The organism is Pseudomonas sp. GD03875, from assembly GCF_029840585.1.
In the GTDB taxonomy this organism is placed as follows: domain Bacteria; phylum Pseudomonadota; class Gammaproteobacteria; order Pseudomonadales; family Pseudomonadaceae; genus Aquipseudomonas; species Aquipseudomonas paralcaligenes.
On sequence record NZ_JAOCCV010000057.1, the window covers coordinates 1 to 13,571 of the forward strand.

General features: G+C 67.7%; 17 protein-coding genes and 1 pseudogene. 8 read left to right on the plus strand and 10 right to left on the minus strand.

Annotation, left to right across the window (positions count from 1 at the left end):
* Nucleotides 1-28: 28 nt before the first annotated feature.
* Both N5D30_RS25495 and radA read right to left on the minus strand, forming a co-directional pair.
* Nucleotides 29-181 (minus strand): hypothetical protein, encoded by a 153-nt coding sequence (locus N5D30_RS25495; protein ID WP_279911237.1) that lies wholly within the window; start codon nucleotides 179-181, stop codon nucleotides 29-31.
* A gap of 113 nt (nucleotides 182-294) precedes the next feature.
* The gene (gene radA, locus N5D30_RS25500) at nucleotides 295-1,662 is read right to left on the minus strand and encodes a DNA repair protein RadA (protein WP_279911238.1); all 1,368 of its coding nucleotides are present in this window, start codon (nucleotides 1,660-1,662) and stop codon (nucleotides 295-297) included.
* A 64-nt stretch (nucleotides 1,663-1,726) separates the two neighbouring features.
* Here radA and N5D30_RS25505 point away from each other — a divergent pair, with 64 nt between their 5' ends.
* Nucleotides 1,727-2,218: a GNAT family N-acetyltransferase gene (locus tag N5D30_RS25505; protein ID WP_279911240.1), complete on the plus strand. Its 492-nt coding sequence runs from the start codon at nucleotides 1,727-1,729 to the stop codon at nucleotides 2,216-2,218.
* Here N5D30_RS25505 and N5D30_RS25510 read toward each other — a convergent pair.
* Nucleotides 2,215-2,493, minus strand: coding sequence for a DUF465 domain-containing protein (locus N5D30_RS25510; protein WP_279911241.1), 279 nt, complete (start codon nucleotides 2,491-2,493; stop codon nucleotides 2,215-2,217). The two genes, N5D30_RS25505 and N5D30_RS25510, sit on opposite strands and share 4 nt — an antisense overlap.
* A 137-nt stretch (nucleotides 2,494-2,630) precedes the next feature.
* On the opposite strand from N5D30_RS25510, the gene N5D30_RS25515 reads away from it, so the two are divergent.
* Both N5D30_RS25515 and mscL read left to right on the plus strand, forming a co-directional pair.
* Nucleotides 2,631-2,879, plus strand: a complete 249-nt coding sequence (locus N5D30_RS25515; RefSeq protein WP_220814583.1) for a YdcH family protein — start codon at nucleotides 2,631-2,633, stop codon at nucleotides 2,877-2,879.
* Between the two features lie 74 nt (nucleotides 2,880-2,953).
* Nucleotides 2,954-3,364 (plus strand): large-conductance mechanosensitive channel protein MscL, encoded by a 411-nt coding sequence (gene mscL / locus N5D30_RS25520; protein ID WP_220814584.1) that lies wholly within the window; start codon nucleotides 2,954-2,956, stop codon nucleotides 3,362-3,364.
* A gap of 30 nt (nucleotides 3,365-3,394) precedes the next feature.
* On the opposite strand, the gene N5D30_RS25525 is transcribed toward mscL, so the two are convergent.
* From N5D30_RS25525 to N5D30_RS25535, 3 genes are all read right to left on the minus strand, one after another.
* Nucleotides 3,395-4,951 (minus strand): TerC family protein, encoded by a 1,557-nt coding sequence (locus N5D30_RS25525; RefSeq protein ID WP_279911242.1) that lies wholly within the window; start codon nucleotides 4,949-4,951, stop codon nucleotides 3,395-3,397.
* A 228-nt stretch (nucleotides 4,952-5,179) separates the two neighbouring features.
* Complete coding sequence (locus N5D30_RS25530; protein WP_279911243.1) at nucleotides 5,180-5,956, minus strand: ferredoxin--NADP reductase; 777 nt, start codon at nucleotides 5,954-5,956, stop codon at nucleotides 5,180-5,182.
* A gap of 73 nt (nucleotides 5,957-6,029) precedes the next feature.
* The gene (locus tag N5D30_RS25535) at nucleotides 6,030-7,013 is read right to left on the minus strand and encodes a DctP family TRAP transporter solute-binding subunit (protein WP_279911244.1); all 984 of its coding nucleotides are present in this window, start codon (nucleotides 7,011-7,013) and stop codon (nucleotides 6,030-6,032) included.
* 292 nt (nucleotides 7,014-7,305) lie between these two features.
* Between N5D30_RS25535 and N5D30_RS25540 the strand changes: the two genes are divergently transcribed.
* From N5D30_RS25540 to N5D30_RS25555, 4 genes are all read left to right on the plus strand, one after another.
* Complete coding sequence (locus N5D30_RS25540) at nucleotides 7,306-8,430, plus strand: class I SAM-dependent methyltransferase (protein ID WP_279911245.1); 1,125 nt, start codon at nucleotides 7,306-7,308, stop codon at nucleotides 8,428-8,430.
* 187 nt (nucleotides 8,431-8,617) lie between these two features.
* Nucleotides 8,618-10,051: a cytochrome ubiquinol oxidase subunit I gene (locus N5D30_RS25545; protein ID WP_279911246.1), complete on the plus strand. Its 1,434-nt coding sequence runs from the start codon at nucleotides 8,618-8,620 to the stop codon at nucleotides 10,049-10,051.
* Nucleotides 10,048-11,052 carry a cytochrome d ubiquinol oxidase subunit II gene (cydB, locus tag N5D30_RS25550; RefSeq protein WP_220814590.1) on the plus strand — a complete coding sequence of 335 codons (1,005 nt, stop codon included), beginning with the start codon at nucleotides 10,048-10,050 and terminating at the stop codon, nucleotides 11,050-11,052. Before N5D30_RS25545 ends, cydB begins: the two co-directional genes overlap by 4 nt.
* On the plus strand, nucleotides 11,052-11,174 hold the full coding sequence (locus N5D30_RS25555; protein WP_279911247.1) for a DUF2474 domain-containing protein: 123 nt from the start codon (nucleotides 11,052-11,054) through the stop codon (nucleotides 11,172-11,174). Before cydB ends, N5D30_RS25555 begins: the two co-directional genes overlap by 1 nt.
* A gap of 51 nt (nucleotides 11,175-11,225) precedes the next feature.
* Here N5D30_RS25555 and N5D30_RS25560 read toward each other — a convergent pair whose 3' ends face one another.
* Nucleotides 11,226-11,561 carry a DUF3703 domain-containing protein gene (locus N5D30_RS25560; RefSeq protein WP_279911248.1) on the minus strand — a complete coding sequence of 112 codons (336 nt, stop codon included), beginning with the start codon at nucleotides 11,559-11,561 and terminating at the stop codon, nucleotides 11,226-11,228.
* A complete protein-coding gene (locus N5D30_RS25565) occupies nucleotides 11,551-12,183 on the minus strand; it encodes a cation diffusion facilitator family transporter (RefSeq protein WP_220814593.1) in 633 nt (210 codons plus the stop codon). The genes N5D30_RS25560 and N5D30_RS25565 overlap by 11 nt, the downstream gene beginning before the upstream one ends.
* A gap of 61 nt (nucleotides 12,184-12,244) precedes the next feature.
* Here N5D30_RS25565 and N5D30_RS25570 point away from each other — a divergent pair, with 61 nt between their 5' ends.
* Entirely contained in the window at nucleotides 12,245-12,658 is a 414-nt protein-coding gene (locus tag N5D30_RS25570; RefSeq protein ID WP_279911249.1) for a MerR family DNA-binding protein, read from the plus strand.
* 109 nt (nucleotides 12,659-12,767) lie between these two features.
* Here N5D30_RS25570 and N5D30_RS25575 read toward each other — a convergent pair.
* Nucleotides 12,768-13,058: pseudogene (locus N5D30_RS25575) on the minus strand (DUF559 domain-containing protein); the annotation flags it as partial.
* Nucleotides 13,059-13,140: 82 nt separating this feature from the next.
* Nucleotides 13,141-13,571, minus strand: a 431-nt coding sequence (locus N5D30_RS25580) for a hypothetical protein (RefSeq protein ID WP_279911251.1), incomplete at its 5' end; no start/stop codon positions are given.

Consider the following 13,571-nt stretch of genomic DNA (forward strand, 5'->3'; position numbering starts at 1 on the left):
AAGCGGTGCGACAGCCCCCGTCGCCGGGTTACGCGCCTTTCTTGCCAGCCTGCTGCCGTTCGCGGCGCGCCTGCACACGGCGGGTGCCGATGCTCGCCTCGCGGCGCTCCTCGGCACTGTCGCGGGGGCGGCCCGGTTCGTAGTTGAGGGTTCTGGCGAAGAAGTCGAAGAACAGGAACATGGACCCATCTCCTCTATATGGACATGGCACCATGCTCCTCCTCAGCCGGCGGGCAGAACTTGATCTGCGACAACTGCCGCGGCGCCCACCCAGCGGCAGAGCGCCGCAGGCGGTCACTCGAACAGGGCGTCGAGCGCCTGCTCCAGGCGCATCACCGCGATCACCTGCAGGCCGCCCGGGGCCTCCTTGGGCGCGTTGCCCTTGGGCACGATGGCACGCTTGAAGCCATGCTTGGCCGCCTCCTTGAGACGCTCCTGGCCGCTCGGCACCGGGCGTATCTCGCCGGACAGGCCGATCTCGCCGAATACCAGCAGGTCGTGCGGTAGCGGGCGGTTGCGCAGGCTGGAGATCACCGCCGCCATCAGCGCCAGGTCGGAAGCCGTCTCCAGCACCTTCACCCCACCCACCACGTTGAGGAACACGTCCTGGTCGTAGGTGGGGATGCCGCCGTGACGGTGCAGCACGGCCAGCAGCATGGCCAGGCGGTTCTGGTCCAGGCCCAGGGTCACGCGCTTGGGATTGGCCATATGGCTGGTGTCGACCAGCGCCTGAACCTCCACCAGCATCGGCCGGGTGCCTTCCCAGGTCGCCATCACCACGCTGCCCGGCACCGACTCCTGGGCGCGGGTGAGGAAGATCGCCGAGGGGTTGGTCACTTCCTTGAGGCCCTTGTCGGTCATGCCGAACACGCCCAGTTCGTTGACCGCGCCGAAGCGGTTCTTCACCGCCCGCAGCAGGCGCAGGCGGCCGTCGGATTCGCCTTCGAAGTACAGCACCGTGTCCACCATGTGCTCCAGCACACGCGGTCCGGCCAGCGCGCCCTCCTTGGTCACGTGGCCGACCAGGAAGATCGCCGTGCCGCTCTGCTTGGCGTAGCGCACCAGCAGCGCCGCGCTCTCGCGCACCTGGGCGACGCCGCCGGGGGCCGACTGCAGCTGCTCGGTGAAGATGGTCTGGATCGAGTCGATCACCATCACCTTGGGCTGCTCGCGGCGCGCCACGTCGATGATCGACTCGATGCAGGTCTCGGTCATGACCTTGAGCCGGTCCTGGGGCAGCTCCAGGCGCCGGGCGCGCATGGCCACCTGCTGCTGGGACTCCTCGCCGGTGACATACAGGGCCGGCAGGCGCTGGGCGATGTTGCACAGGGTCTGCAGCAGGATGGTCGACTTGCCGATGCCGGGGTCACCGCCGATCAGCACCACCGAGCCGTCCACCAGGCCGCCACCGAGCACCCGGTCCAGCTCGCCGGAAGCGGTGGAGAAGCGCGGCACCTCCTCGACGCTGACCTCGGCCAGGGTCTTGATCTGCGCCTGCTGCCCGGCCCAGCCGCCACGCCCGGACGGCGCAGCCGCGCCGCCGCTCTCGATCACTGTCTCGGTCAGGGTGTTCCAGGCCCCGCACTCGCCGCACTGCCCGGCCCACTTGGGAAAGGTGGCACCGCACTCGGTGCAGCCGTACATGCGCTTGGCCTTGGCCATGGGAATCTCCACCGCTGGAAAAGCGGCGATAATAACGTTCCCGCCACCCACGAGTCGCCCCGCGATGCAGATCGAACTTGTCCGCACCACCGTCGAGCAGCTGCCGCTGATCGCCAACCTCTACCAGTACTACGCCTACGAGTCGTCGGACTGGGAGGAGGAAGAGGTGGAACCGGACGGCCGTTTCTACCTGCACGAGCCACATCTGGTGCGCTACTGGCAGGAGCCGGAGTGGAGCGCCGAACTGATCCTGGCGGACGGCTTCATCGCCGGCTTCCTGCTGATCGAGCGCAGCGAACTGGCAGGCATCGACGCGCTGGAGTTTGCCGACCTGTTCATCCTCAGGAAATACCGGCGCCAGGGCATCGGCCGGCTGCTGGCCCAGCAGGTGCTGAACCGCGGCGGCACCTGGCTGGTGCGCCTCTACCCCCAGGACGAGCCAGCCATGGCGTTCTGGCGCAGCATGCAGGCCGAGCTGCCGCTGGGCTCGCGGCAGGTCTGGCCTGACGACGACCCGGAGCTACTCAGCTACCTGATCAACCCGCCGTTGCACTAGCCGGCGCAGCCGTTGCCGCAGCCACAGCACTGCCCGGAGGCGCGCTTGAGCTGGCGCGCCAGGTCGTCCTTGAGGGCCACGCGCTCCTGCTTGAGGCGGCCGAGGGCGGTCTCGTCCAGCAGTTCGATGCCGTCCTCGACCCGGCAGATGCGCTTGTCCAGCGCCTCGTATTCCTCGGCCTGGCGGGCGAAGTGCTGGTCCTCCTGGCGCAGGCGCTGCAGCTCGCCGCGCAGCTCGGGGAAATCCTGGACCAGCGGATGATGTTCGACATGCATGGCGTAAGCTCCGGAAAAAGATGTCCAACCCTACCCGCCCCCGGGAAGGAGGCCATTGACCGGGATCAAACCGCCGTCCCGGCGCCTCCCCCTGAGCTAGGCTGAACGCGAACGCACCATGAGGAGTCATCATCGCCATGCCACTCGAACATCATCCGCTGACCCGCGAATTCCCCGAATACCGCCAGCAACTGCAGGCCCTGCACGCGGAGGACGCGCACTTCGCCCAGCTGGCGCAGCACTACGAGAGTCTCGACAAGCGTATCTACGAGGTGGAGGACGGCCGCGAGGCGCTGGACGACCTGGCGCTGCAGGCCCTGAAGAGCGAACGGGTCCAGCTCAAGGACCAGATCGCCGAGCGGCTGCGCAAGGCCAACGGCGCCTGAGCCCAGCCACCATCCCGCCCGGCCCGAGAGCTGGTTTAAACTGCAGCCAGAATCAGAAACCCAGGGAGTGAAACATGAGCTTATTGCAAGAATTCAAGGCCTTCGCGGTCAAGGGCAACGTGGTCGACATGGCCGTCGGTATCATCATCGGCGCGGCCTTCGGCAAGATCGTCAGCTCCTTCGTCGGTGACGTGATCATGCCGCCGATCGGCCTGCTGATCGGCGGCGTCGACTTCAGCGACCTGGCCGTCACCCTCAAGGCCGCCGAAGGCGACCTGCCGGCCGTGGTGCTCAGCTACGGCAAGTTCATCCAGACCATCCTCGACTTCATCATCGTCGCCTTCGCCATCTTCATGGGCATCAAGGTGATCAACAAGCTCAAGCGCGAAGAGGCCGAGGAGCCTTCGGTGCCGCCGGCGCCGAGTCCCGAGGAAGTGCTGCTGACGGAAATCCGCGACCTGCTGAAGACTCAGCAGAAGCCCTGAAAAAACGGCGCCCGAGGGCGCCGTTCTTCATTACGCCGAAGGCGTCAGCAGCAGGCGGTTGACCCGTCGCTCGCGCACCTCTTCCACGCGCATGCGCCAGCCGGCGAACTCCACCTCGTCGCCCACCGCCGGCAGGCGGTCGAGCAGGCTCATCACCAGCCCGGCCAGGGTCTGGTAGTCCTCGGTGGCCCTGGCCTGCAGACCGATGCGCTCGCGCAGCAGGGCCAGGTTGAGCGCGCCGCTGACGCGGAAGCCCTCGTCCAGCCGCTCGATGTCCGGCCCGTCCACCTCGCTGGCGTCCGGCAGTTCGCCGGCGATGGCCTCGAGGATGTCGGTCAGGGTCAGCATGCCCTCGAAGCCGCCGAACTCGTTGACCACGAAGGCGACGTGGGTCGAGGCCTGGCGCATCTGCTCCAGGGCACCGAGCACGGTGCAGCTGTCCGGCAGGTTGAGCGGCTGGCGCAGCAGGCTCTCGATGTCCGGCTGGTCGCCGCGCAGCAACTCGCGCAGCAGTTCCTTCTTGTGCACGAAGCCCAGCGGCTCGTCGATCTGCCCGCCGCGCACCACCGCCAGGCGCGAATAGGGCGACTCCAGCAGCACCTGGCGCACCTGCTCGGGGTCGTGGCCCAGGTCGATGTGGTCGACCCGGGTGCGCTCGGTCATCACGCTGCGGATGGACTGCTCGGCCAGGCCCAGCACGCCGCGGATCATCACCCGCTCGCGGCGGTCGAACAGCGCGGCCTCGCCGGCGCCGCCCTCGAGCATGTCGGCGATCTCCTCGCCCACCTCGTCGGCCTCGATCTTGCCGCCGAGCAGGCGCAGCACGGCGTGGGCGGTGCGCTCGCGCATGCCGCGGCCGTTCTGCATCTGCCGCTTGCGCTTGTGGCGCACCAGCTGGTTGGCCACCTCGATGAGGATGGAGAAGCCGATGGCCGCGTACAGGTAGCCTTTCGGAATGTGGAAGCCCAGGCCCTCGGCGGTAAGGCTGAAGCCGATCATCATCAGGAAGCCCAGGCACAGCATGATCACCGTCGGGTGGGCGTTGACGAAGGCGGTCAGCGGCTTGCTGGCGACGATCATCAGGCCGATGGAGACGATCACGGCGATCATCATCACTTCCAGGTGCTCGACCATGCCGACGGCGGTGATCACCGCGTCCAGGGAGAACACCGCGTCGAGCACGACGATCTGCGCCACCACCGGCCAGAAGGCGGCGTACACGCGGTTGCCGGTCGGCTGATGGGCACGCCCCTCGAGGCGCTCGTGCAGCTCCATGGTGGCCTTGAACAGCAGGAACACACCGCCGAACAGCATGATCAGGTCGCGCCCGGAGAAGCTCTTGCCGAACACCTCGATCAGCGGCTCGGTCAGGGTCACCAGCCAGGAGATGCTCGCCAGCAGGCCCAGGCGCATCAGCAGCGCCAGGCTCAGGCCGATGATCCGCGCACGGTCGCGCAGGTGCGGCGGCAGCTTGTCGGCGAGGATGGCGATGAACACCAGGTTGTCGATGCCGAGGACGATTTCCAGGACGATCAGGGTCAGCAGGCCGAGCCACGCGGTGGGGTCGGCCATCCATTCGAAGATCATGCGAGTCTCCCGCGGGCAGGCGTCGACGCGGCGCGGGCGCAGGAGCTGCGGCGCTGGGCGTATCGATCAGACAGGGTAGAGAAGGGACGCGCGAGGGCGTCTGAGGAAGGAAGGCCACGCGGGGGTGGCTGGCAACAATCGCTGTCCATGGGGTCCATTGCAACGGAAAGGGACGCCCATCCTAGCGGCGGACGCGGCGATCCCTAAGCGGCAAAGCGTAACCAATCCTTACCAGTAGTTCTCCACCGCCACCTGGCCGGGCCGGCGGGTCAGCGCCAGGTTCAGGCCGCGCGCCTTGAGCACGGCACGGGTGTCCTCGATCATCTGCGGGTTGCCGCAGAGCATGATGCGCGAGTGCTCGGGCTCCAGCGCCAGGCCGGCGGCGCGCTCCAGCTCGCCGTTCTCGATCAGCGTGGTGACCCGCGCACCGAGCGCGCCCGGCACCTGCTCGCGGGTCACCACCGGAATGTACTGCAGCTTGTGCCCCGCCCCTTCCAGCCATTCGCGCCGCGGCAGCTCGGCGATCAGCTCCTGGTAGGCCAGCTCGCCGCGGTCGCGGGCGCTGTACACCAGCACGATGCGCTCGAAGCGCTGCCAGACTTCCAGGTCCTGCAGGATCGAGAGGAACGGCGCCAACCCGGTGCCCGTGCCGATCAGCCACAGGTCGCGGCCGTCGGGGAAGCGGTCGAGGGTGAGGAAGCCGGTGACCTGCTTCTCCACCAGCAGTTCGTCGCCCGCCTGCAGGCGATTCAGTTCGCTGGTGAACTCGCCGCCCGGGACCACGATGGAAAAGAACTCCAGGTAGTCGTCATGGGGCGCCGAGACCAGCGAGTAGGCGCGCCAGACGATGCAGCCGCTGGGCTTGCGCACACCCAGGCGGACGAACTGGCCGGCGCGGAAGCGGAAGCCGGGGTCGCGGGTGCAACGCAGGCTGAACAGGCTGGGCCACCAGACCCGCACCTCGGTGAGGGTCTGGCGGGTGAACTTCTCTTCGCTGGCGGTCATGGCTTCCCCCTGTACTGGTACCCGCGCAGTCTGGCGCAAAGGCGGCCGGACAAACACCACCAGTTCACAGGGATTAGCGCCGATTGACCGCCTGCGCGGCGCGCAGCACGTCGGCGCCGATCTCGGCCTCGTACTGCTGCCACAGCGGCTGCATGGCGGCGCGCCAGGCGTTGCGCTCTTCCTGGCTCAGGGCGACCAGGCGGGTGCGGCCGGCGGCGGCCAGCTGCTCGCGGCCCTTGTGGTTCAGCTGCTCGGCGTCCTTGTTCACCTGCAGGGTGACCTCCTCGACGATCGACTCCAGCTCGGTGCGGGTGGCGTACGGAATGCTCTGCCAGAACGAGGAACTGCTGATCAGCATGTAGTTGAGCGAGCCGTGGCCGGTCTCGGTGACGAACGGCTGGGCCTGGTCGAAGCCCGCCGCGGTCATGTTCGACCAGACGTTCTCGGTGCCCTGCACCACGCCGCTCTGCAGCGCCTTGAGCGACTCGCCGAAGGGGATGCGCTTGGCCTCGGCACCGAGCGCGGCGAACTGGCTCTCCAGCACGCTGGACGGCTGGATGCGGAACGCCAGGCCCTTGGCGTCGGCCGGCGTGCGCAGCTCGCGGTTGGCCGAGAGCTGCTTCATGCCGTTGTTCCAGAAGGCCAGGCCGTAGATGTTCTGCCCGGCCATGGAACGCAGAAGCTGGCGGCTCTTCTCGCGGCGCTGGAAGCGCTTGACCGCCTCCAGGTCGTCGAACAGGAACGGCAGGTCGAACACCTGCAGCTGCTTGGTGTAGGCCTCGAACTTGGATACCGAGGGCGCCAGCATCTGCACCTCGCCGCGCTGCAGCGCGGCCATCTCGTCGGCGTCGCCGAACAGGCTGGAGTCGGGGTAGACCTCGACCTTCACCGCGCCGCCCAGGCGCTCGGCCACCAGGCGCTGGAACAGCAGGGCGCCACGGCCCTTGGGCGTGTCTTCGGCGACCACGTGGGAGAACTTGATCAGGATGGGTTCGGCATGGGCCGGGGCGGACAGCAGCAGGACGAACGACAGGCAAAGCGTGAACAGGTACTTCATGGACTTCCTTGAGGCAATGCAATAGCTGCGCCCCGCGAGGTCGCGGGGCGAGTGGCTGGTTTCTGGGGAGTCGGGCCGTCGGCCCGGGGTTCGGACAGTGCCTGCGCATCAGGTCGCGCGGCCATCCGATTTGTTGTTGGGGCATGCCGCCCGGTGCGGAATTTCGACGGCGGCAAGTGACTGCGTATTCTCCGGATCGCACCACCGGGTCACAAGCCGTCTGTTTCTCACTTCGAGACATTTCCTTGTCCATCCGGGACAATGTGCCCGCTTCCTTCGCCGACCCAGCCCCATGCCGACTCTCGCCACGCCCTTCGCCCAGCTCGACCTGATCCGCCAGCCCGAAATGGCCAACGAGCCGCTGCAGGCCTTCGATGCCGCCGACGAGTACCTGCTCGCCCACGTGCACGAACTCGGCCTGCCGCCGGACAGCCGGGTGCTGCTGCTCAACGACGGCTTCGGCGCCCTCGCCTGCTCACTGGCGGCCCATTGCCGGGTGACCAGCAGCGGCGACTCGCACCTCGGCTTCCTCGCCCTGCGCAAGAACCTCCAGCGCAACGGCCTGGCCGCCGACAGCGTGCGCTTCGTGCCGGCCAGCGCGACGGCGGAAGGCCCGTTCGACCTGGTCCTGCTGCGGGTGCCCAAGACCCTGGCCCTGCTCGAAGAACAACTGATCCGCCTGCACGGCCGGCTGGCCCCCGGCGCCAGGGTGATCGCCGGCGCCATGATCAAGCACCTACCGCGCGCCGCCGGCGAGCTGATGGAGCGCTACATCGGCCCGCTGCAGGCCTCGCTGGCGGTGAAGAAGGCCCGCCTGCTGACGGCCACGGCCGAGGCCAGGCCGGCGCCGACCTCGCCCTACCCGACCCGCTACCGCCTGGACACCCCGGCCCTGGAGCTGGTCAATCACGCCAACGTGTTCTGCCGCGAAGGCCTGGATATCGGCACCCGCGCCTTCCTTCCCCATCTGCCGAAACGCCTAACGCCCCAGCGGGTGGCCGACCTCGGCTGCGGCAACGGCGTGCTGGGCATCGCCTACGCCCTGGCCAACCCCGAGGCAGAGCTGACCCTGGTGGACGAGTCCTACATGGCCGTGCAGTCCGCCGAGGAGAACTGGCGCGCGGCCCTGGGCGAGCGCCCGGCCACCTTCCGCGCCGCGGACGGCCTGGCCGACCAGCCCGGCGAGTCACTGGACCTGGTGCTGTGCAATCCGCCCTTCCACCAGCAGCAGGTGGTCGGCGACTTCCTCGCCTGGCGCATGTTCCAGCAGGCCCGCGCGGCGCTGGTCACCGGCGGCGAGCTGTGGATCGTGGGCAACCGCCACCTGGGCTACCACGCCAAGCTCAAGCGCCTGTTCCGGGGCGTGGAGCAGGTGGCGGCCAATCCCAAGTTCGTCGTGTTGAAAGCGACCCGCTAAGCTTCTGGAGACGCCGGGGGACGCAGCGCCGACGGTCCCGCCCGCCCCCGGATAAAAGGTGAACCACCCAGCACCATCCGCGCTCCGAGTCACTGCGACCAATTGCCCGATGCGACAATCCGCCAACTGCGACCAAAGTCCGGGTTGACGGATTATTGATCCAGATCAATTGCAGGAGTGGCCTTTCATGTTTGGCCTGGATGCACTGGAACTGGCCCGAATCCAGTTCGCCTTCACCGTTTCCTTCCACATCATCTTCCCCGCCATCAGTATCGGCCTGGCCAGCTACCTGGCGGTGCTCGAAGGGTTGTGGCTGAAGACCGACAAGGAGGTCTACTACGATCTCTACCGCTTCTGGCTGCAGATCTTCGCCGTCACCTTCGGCATGGGCGTGGTCTCCGGCGTGGTGATGAGCTACCAGTTCGGCACCAACTGGAGCGAGCTGTCGGCGGCGGCGGGCAGCATCATGGGGCCGCTGCTGACCTATGAGGTGCTCACCGCCTTCTTCCTCGAGGCGGGCTTCCTCGGGATCATGCTGTTCGGCCTGAACAAGGTCGGCCGCGGCCTGCACTTCTTCGCCACCCTGATGGTGGCCATCGGTACCCTGATCTCGACCTTCTGGATTCTCTCCTCGAACAGCTGGATGCACACCCCGCAGGGCTTCACCCTGGTGGACGGCATCTTCACCCCCGCGTCCTGGTGGGAGATCGTGTTCAACCCGTCCTTCCCCTATCGCCTGGCGCACATGGCCGTGGCTGCCTTCATCAGCACCGCCTTCGTGGTCGGCGGCACCGCTGCCTGGCACCTGCTCAAGGGCAAGCGCGACCCGGCCACCCGCATGATGTTCTCCATGGCGTTGTGGATGGCGCTGATCGTCGCGCCGATCCAGGCGGTGATCGGCGACTTCCACGGCCTCAACACCCTCAAGCACCAGCCGGCGAAGATCGCCGCCATCGAGGGACACTGGGAGACCGAGCGCGGCGTGTCGCTGCTGCTGTTCGGCATCCCCGACATGGCCGCCGAGACCACCCACTACGCCGTGGGCATCCCGCGCCTAGCCAGCCTGATCCTCGCCCACGACCTCGACGCGGAGATCAAGGGCCTCAAGGAATGGGCGCCGGAAGACCGGCCCAACTCGCTGATCGTGTTCTGGAGCTTCCGGGTGATGGTCGGCCTGGGCCTGCTGATGATCCTCTGCGGGGTCGTCGGGCTGTGGCTGAGACGCGGCGACAAGGTCTACGAGTCGCGCGGCTTCCACCGCCTGATGCTGCTGATGGGGCCGAGCGGGATCGTCGCCCTGCTCGCCGGCTGGGTGACCACCGAGGTCGGCCGTCAGCCCTGGGTGATCTATGGCCTGCTGCGCACCAGCGACGCCGTGTCCAACCACAGCGCCACCCAGATGGGCGTCTCGCTGACGATCTTCGTGGTGGTCTATTTCATGGTCTTCGGTGTCGGCATCACCTACCTGCTGCGGATGATGCGCAAGGGCCCGGTGCTGGGCCTGCTCACCGCCCAGATCGCGGAAGAGGGTGGCCCCGGCCACAGCCGCACACCGGCGCGGCCGCTGTCCGCCGCCGCGGATGGCGTCGAGGACGAAGCCGACCAGGAGAACCGCCAATGAGCATCGATCTGCCGCTGATCTGGGCCGGGGTGATTGCCTTCGGTATCTTCATGTACGTGGTGATGGACGGCTTCGACCTGGGCATCGGCATCCTCTACCCGTTCTTCCGCGACAAGGACGAGCGCGACGCCATGATGAACACCGTGGCGCCGATCTGGGACGGCAACGAGACCTGGCTGGTGCTCGGCGGCGCCGGCCTGTTCGCCGCGTTCCCGCTGGCCTACTCGGTGGTGCTCACGGCCCTGTACATCCCCCTGGTGGTGATGCTGGTGGCGCTGATCTTCCGCGGCGTGGCCTTCGAGTTCCGCTTCAAGGCCAAGCGCACCCGCCACCTGTGGGACGCCGCCTTCATCTGGGGCTCGGTGCTCGCCACCTTCTCCCAGGGCGTGGTGCTGGGCGCGTTCATCGACGGCATCCGCGTGGAAGGCCGCAGCTTCGCAGGCGGCCCGTTCGACTGGCTGTCGCCCTTCCCGCTGTTCTGCGGCGCCGGGCTGGTGGCCGGCTACGCCATGCTCGGCTGCGCCTGGCTGCTGCTCAAGACCGAGGGCAAGCTGCGCCACAAGATGTACAAGCTGATGCTGCCGCTGACCTGCGTGCTGCTGCTGTTCATCGCCGCGGTCAGCCTGTGGACGCCGCTGGCGCACCCGGAGATTGCCAAGCGCTGGTTCACCCTGCCCAACCTGTTCTACTTCATGCCGGTGCCGACCCTGGTGGCGGTGACCACCCTGGGCATCGTCCGCGCCGTGAACCTGAAGATCGACTGGCAGCCGTTCGTCCTGACCCTGGCCCTGATCGCCCTGGCCTACGCCGGGCTGGCGATCAGCCTGTGGCCCAACATCATCCCGCCGGACATCAGCATCTGGGCGGCATCGGCGCCGGAAAGCAGCCAGGCGTTCACCCTGGTCGGGGTTGCCATCATGGTGCCGGTCATCCTCCTCTACACCGGCTACAGCTACTACGTGTTCCGCGGCAAGGTGAAGGTCGGCGAGGGCTACCACTGATGAACGCCACCAAGCAGCCCCTGGTCAAGCGCCTGGCCTGGTTCGTCCTGCTCTGGCTGGGCGGCGTGGTGGCGGTGGGCATCCTCGCCTACGCCATCAAGTGGGGCATGGGCCTGACCTGAGCGCTCATCCGTAGGGTGCGCCGTGCGCACCGGGCCGCATAAGCCATGCGCTCATCCCAGCAGGCGTCTCAGGTCCTCATCGATCGGCATCGGGCGGAACGCGCTGACCCGCGCCCGCCCGGTGTTGCCCAGCGGCACCCACAGCCGCGAGAACAGCAGCGCGGCAAGGATGCGCGGCACCTGCCCCGCCACTTCGCGCCAGTCGCCGAGCTGCCAGCCGGCCCTGAGCATCAGCCAGTGGGAGCGGGCATGGGGCAACGCCAGGCGCTGGCCGAGGATATGCGCCCGCTCCAGCCAGGCCAGGGCCAAGCCCGGCTCGTTCCGCGCCAGCGCCGCTTCCGCCTCGGCGAAGGCCTGGCGCAGTGCCACCTCCCACTCAGTGCGCATGGCCGTGCCCATCCTTCAGCTCGCCATCGGCCTGGCGCAGCACCTGCACGGCGGCAGTGATGGCCAGCAGCGCCATGATGCTGGCGACGATCAGGTCCGGCCAGGCGCTGCCCGTGCCGAACACACCGAGGGCCGCTCCCAGCACCGCCAGGTTGCCCAGGGCATCGTTGCGGGTGCAGAGCCAGACGCTGCGCATGTTGCTGTCGCCCTCGCGGTAGGCGTACAGCAGGACCGCAACACCCAGGTTGGCCAGCAGCGCCAGGGTGCCCACCACGCCCATGGTCGGCGCGCTCGGCACCTCGCCCTGCCACCAGTGCCAGAGCGCCGTGCCGAGCACGCCGAGTCCGAACAGCAGCATGGTGACCGCCTTGAACTGGGCGGCGCGGGCACGAATGGCCAGGCTCATGCCGAGTACCCAGAGGCTGATGCCGTAGTTGGCGGAGTCGCCGAGGAAATCCAGCGAGTCGGCCAGCAGCGACACCGAGCCGGCCTTGACGCCCGCTCCGATCTCCACCACGAACATGGCCAAGTTGACCAGCAGTGCGATCCACAGGATGCGCCGGTAACGCCTGGAGCGCAGCGCGGCCTCGGGCGAGTCGTGATTGCAGCAGTGAGCACCCATTTGGCATCTCCTTGATTGAGGTGCAGACTAAGCTAAACCCTGTAGCCACTACGGAGTCAACATGGGCAAGCCCATCACCATCGGCGTACTGGCCCGCGAAAGCGGCGTCAACCTGGAGACCATCCGTTTCTACGAGCGCAGCGGCCTGCTGCCGCCGCCCCAGCGCAGCGACTCTGGCTATCGCCACTACCAGGAAGTGGATGTCAGGCGGCTGCGCTTCATCCGCCGCGGCCGCGAACTGGGCTTCAGCCTGGAGGAAATCCGCAGCCTGCTGGACCTCGCCGCCCACCCCGAGAGCCCCTGCGACGCCGCCGACCGCATGGCACGCGAGCATCTGGACGCCATCGAGGCACGCATCCGCGACCTGCAGAACATGCGCGCCGAACTGAGCAAACTGGCCGACTGCCACAGCGGTCACGCCGAGCACTGCCGGCTGCTGGAGGCGCTGGATAGCCGCGAGTGCTGCAACCATTAGCTCCCCTCTCCCCCTGGGAGAGGGCTGGGGGTGAGGGAGACGTGGCCTCCATGAAAATTCTCTCCAGCACCGCAGGCAGTTCCAGCAGCACTTCCCGATTGCTGAAACGCAACAGGCGTACACCGCTGCCAAGCAGGCACGTGGTCCGCTGCCGATCATGCGCCTGCCCTGCGTCGTTATAGTGCTGGCCGCCATCCAGTTCGATGCCCAACTTCAACTCCTCGCAGTAGAAGTCCAGAACGTAAGGCTCTATCAGATGTTGCCGACGAAACTTGCAGCCAGCCAACTTGCGGCCACGCAAGTGGCGCCAGAGCAGATGCTCGGCGTCGGTGGCGTCACGTCGTAGTTGGCGAGCGAACTCCAGTTGCACGGGATGGAGCGGTGTCTTGTGATGAGGCATGGCAGGATTCCCTTCCTGAGGTGCTGCATAGCCTAGTAGACCCTCACCCCCAGCCCCTCTCCCGAAGGGAGAGGGGTGACAGCTAGCGGCTCCAGTCGCGCACCAGCGCTTCCGCTTCTTCCAGCGTATCGAAACCGGTCAGGGCGACGCGGCCGTCCGATACCGGCTCGTCGACGATGGGCGCCAGGCGCACTTCGCCATCCACCAGGATCGCCAGGGGCCGGCCGAGATAGCTGCGGGTCAGTTCGGCCAGCACGGCGCGGCCGTCGTCGGTCAGGGTCAGCACCACCGCTGGCTGGCCATCGGGGGTGACGGCCAGCTCCGCCGTCTGCACGTCCGCCTCGGTCAGCGCGGGCTGAGGCGCCACCCACAGGCGCACGCCGCTATGGCGGTCGGTCATCGCCTGCAGGCCATCGGCACTGGCGGTGCGCGCCGGGTGGATGCCGAGCTGGTGGTGTGTCGAAGGCAGCCGCGCCTCGCTGGCGCAACCGGCCAGCAGTGCAAGGGCAAGGA

Coding starts and splice junctions, on each gene's coding strand:
- N5D30_RS25495 (WP_279911237.1), bottom strand. CDS start 181: ATGTTCCTGTTCTTCGACTTCTTCGCCAGAACCCTCAACTACGAACCG.
- radA (WP_279911238.1), bottom strand. CDS start 1,662: ATGGCCAAGGCCAAGCGCATGTACGGCTGCACCGAGTGCGGTGCCACC.
- N5D30_RS25505 (WP_279911240.1), top strand. CDS start 1,727: ATGCAGATCGAACTTGTCCGCACCACCGTCGAGCAGCTGCCGCTGATC.
- N5D30_RS25510 (WP_279911241.1), bottom strand. CDS start 2,493: ATGCATGTCGAACATCATCCGCTGGTCCAGGATTTCCCCGAGCTGCGC.
- N5D30_RS25515 (WP_220814583.1), top strand. CDS start 2,631: ATGCCACTCGAACATCATCCGCTGACCCGCGAATTCCCCGAATACCGC.
- mscL (WP_220814584.1), top strand. CDS start 2,954: ATGAGCTTATTGCAAGAATTCAAGGCCTTCGCGGTCAAGGGCAACGTG.
- N5D30_RS25525 (WP_279911242.1), bottom strand. CDS start 4,951: ATGATCTTCGAATGGATGGCCGACCCCACCGCGTGGCTCGGCCTGCTG.
- N5D30_RS25530 (WP_279911243.1), bottom strand. CDS start 5,956: ATGACCGCCAGCGAAGAGAAGTTCACCCGCCAGACCCTCACCGAGGTG.
- N5D30_RS25535 (WP_279911244.1), bottom strand. CDS start 7,013: ATGAAGTACCTGTTCACGCTTTGCCTGTCGTTCGTCCTGCTGCTGTCC.
- N5D30_RS25540 (WP_279911245.1), top strand. CDS start 7,306: ATGCCGACTCTCGCCACGCCCTTCGCCCAGCTCGACCTGATCCGCCAG.
- N5D30_RS25545 (WP_279911246.1), top strand. CDS start 8,618: ATGTTTGGCCTGGATGCACTGGAACTGGCCCGAATCCAGTTCGCCTTC.
- cydB (WP_220814590.1), top strand. CDS start 10,048: ATGAGCATCGATCTGCCGCTGATCTGGGCCGGGGTGATTGCCTTCGGT.
- N5D30_RS25555 (WP_279911247.1), top strand. CDS start 11,052: ATGAACGCCACCAAGCAGCCCCTGGTCAAGCGCCTGGCCTGGTTCGTC.
- N5D30_RS25560 (WP_279911248.1), bottom strand. CDS start 11,561: ATGCGCACTGAGTGGGAGGTGGCACTGCGCCAGGCCTTCGCCGAGGCG.
- N5D30_RS25565 (WP_220814593.1), bottom strand. CDS start 12,183: ATGGGTGCTCACTGCTGCAATCACGACTCGCCCGAGGCCGCGCTGCGC.
- N5D30_RS25570 (WP_279911249.1), top strand. CDS start 12,245: ATGGGCAAGCCCATCACCATCGGCGTACTGGCCCGCGAAAGCGGCGTC.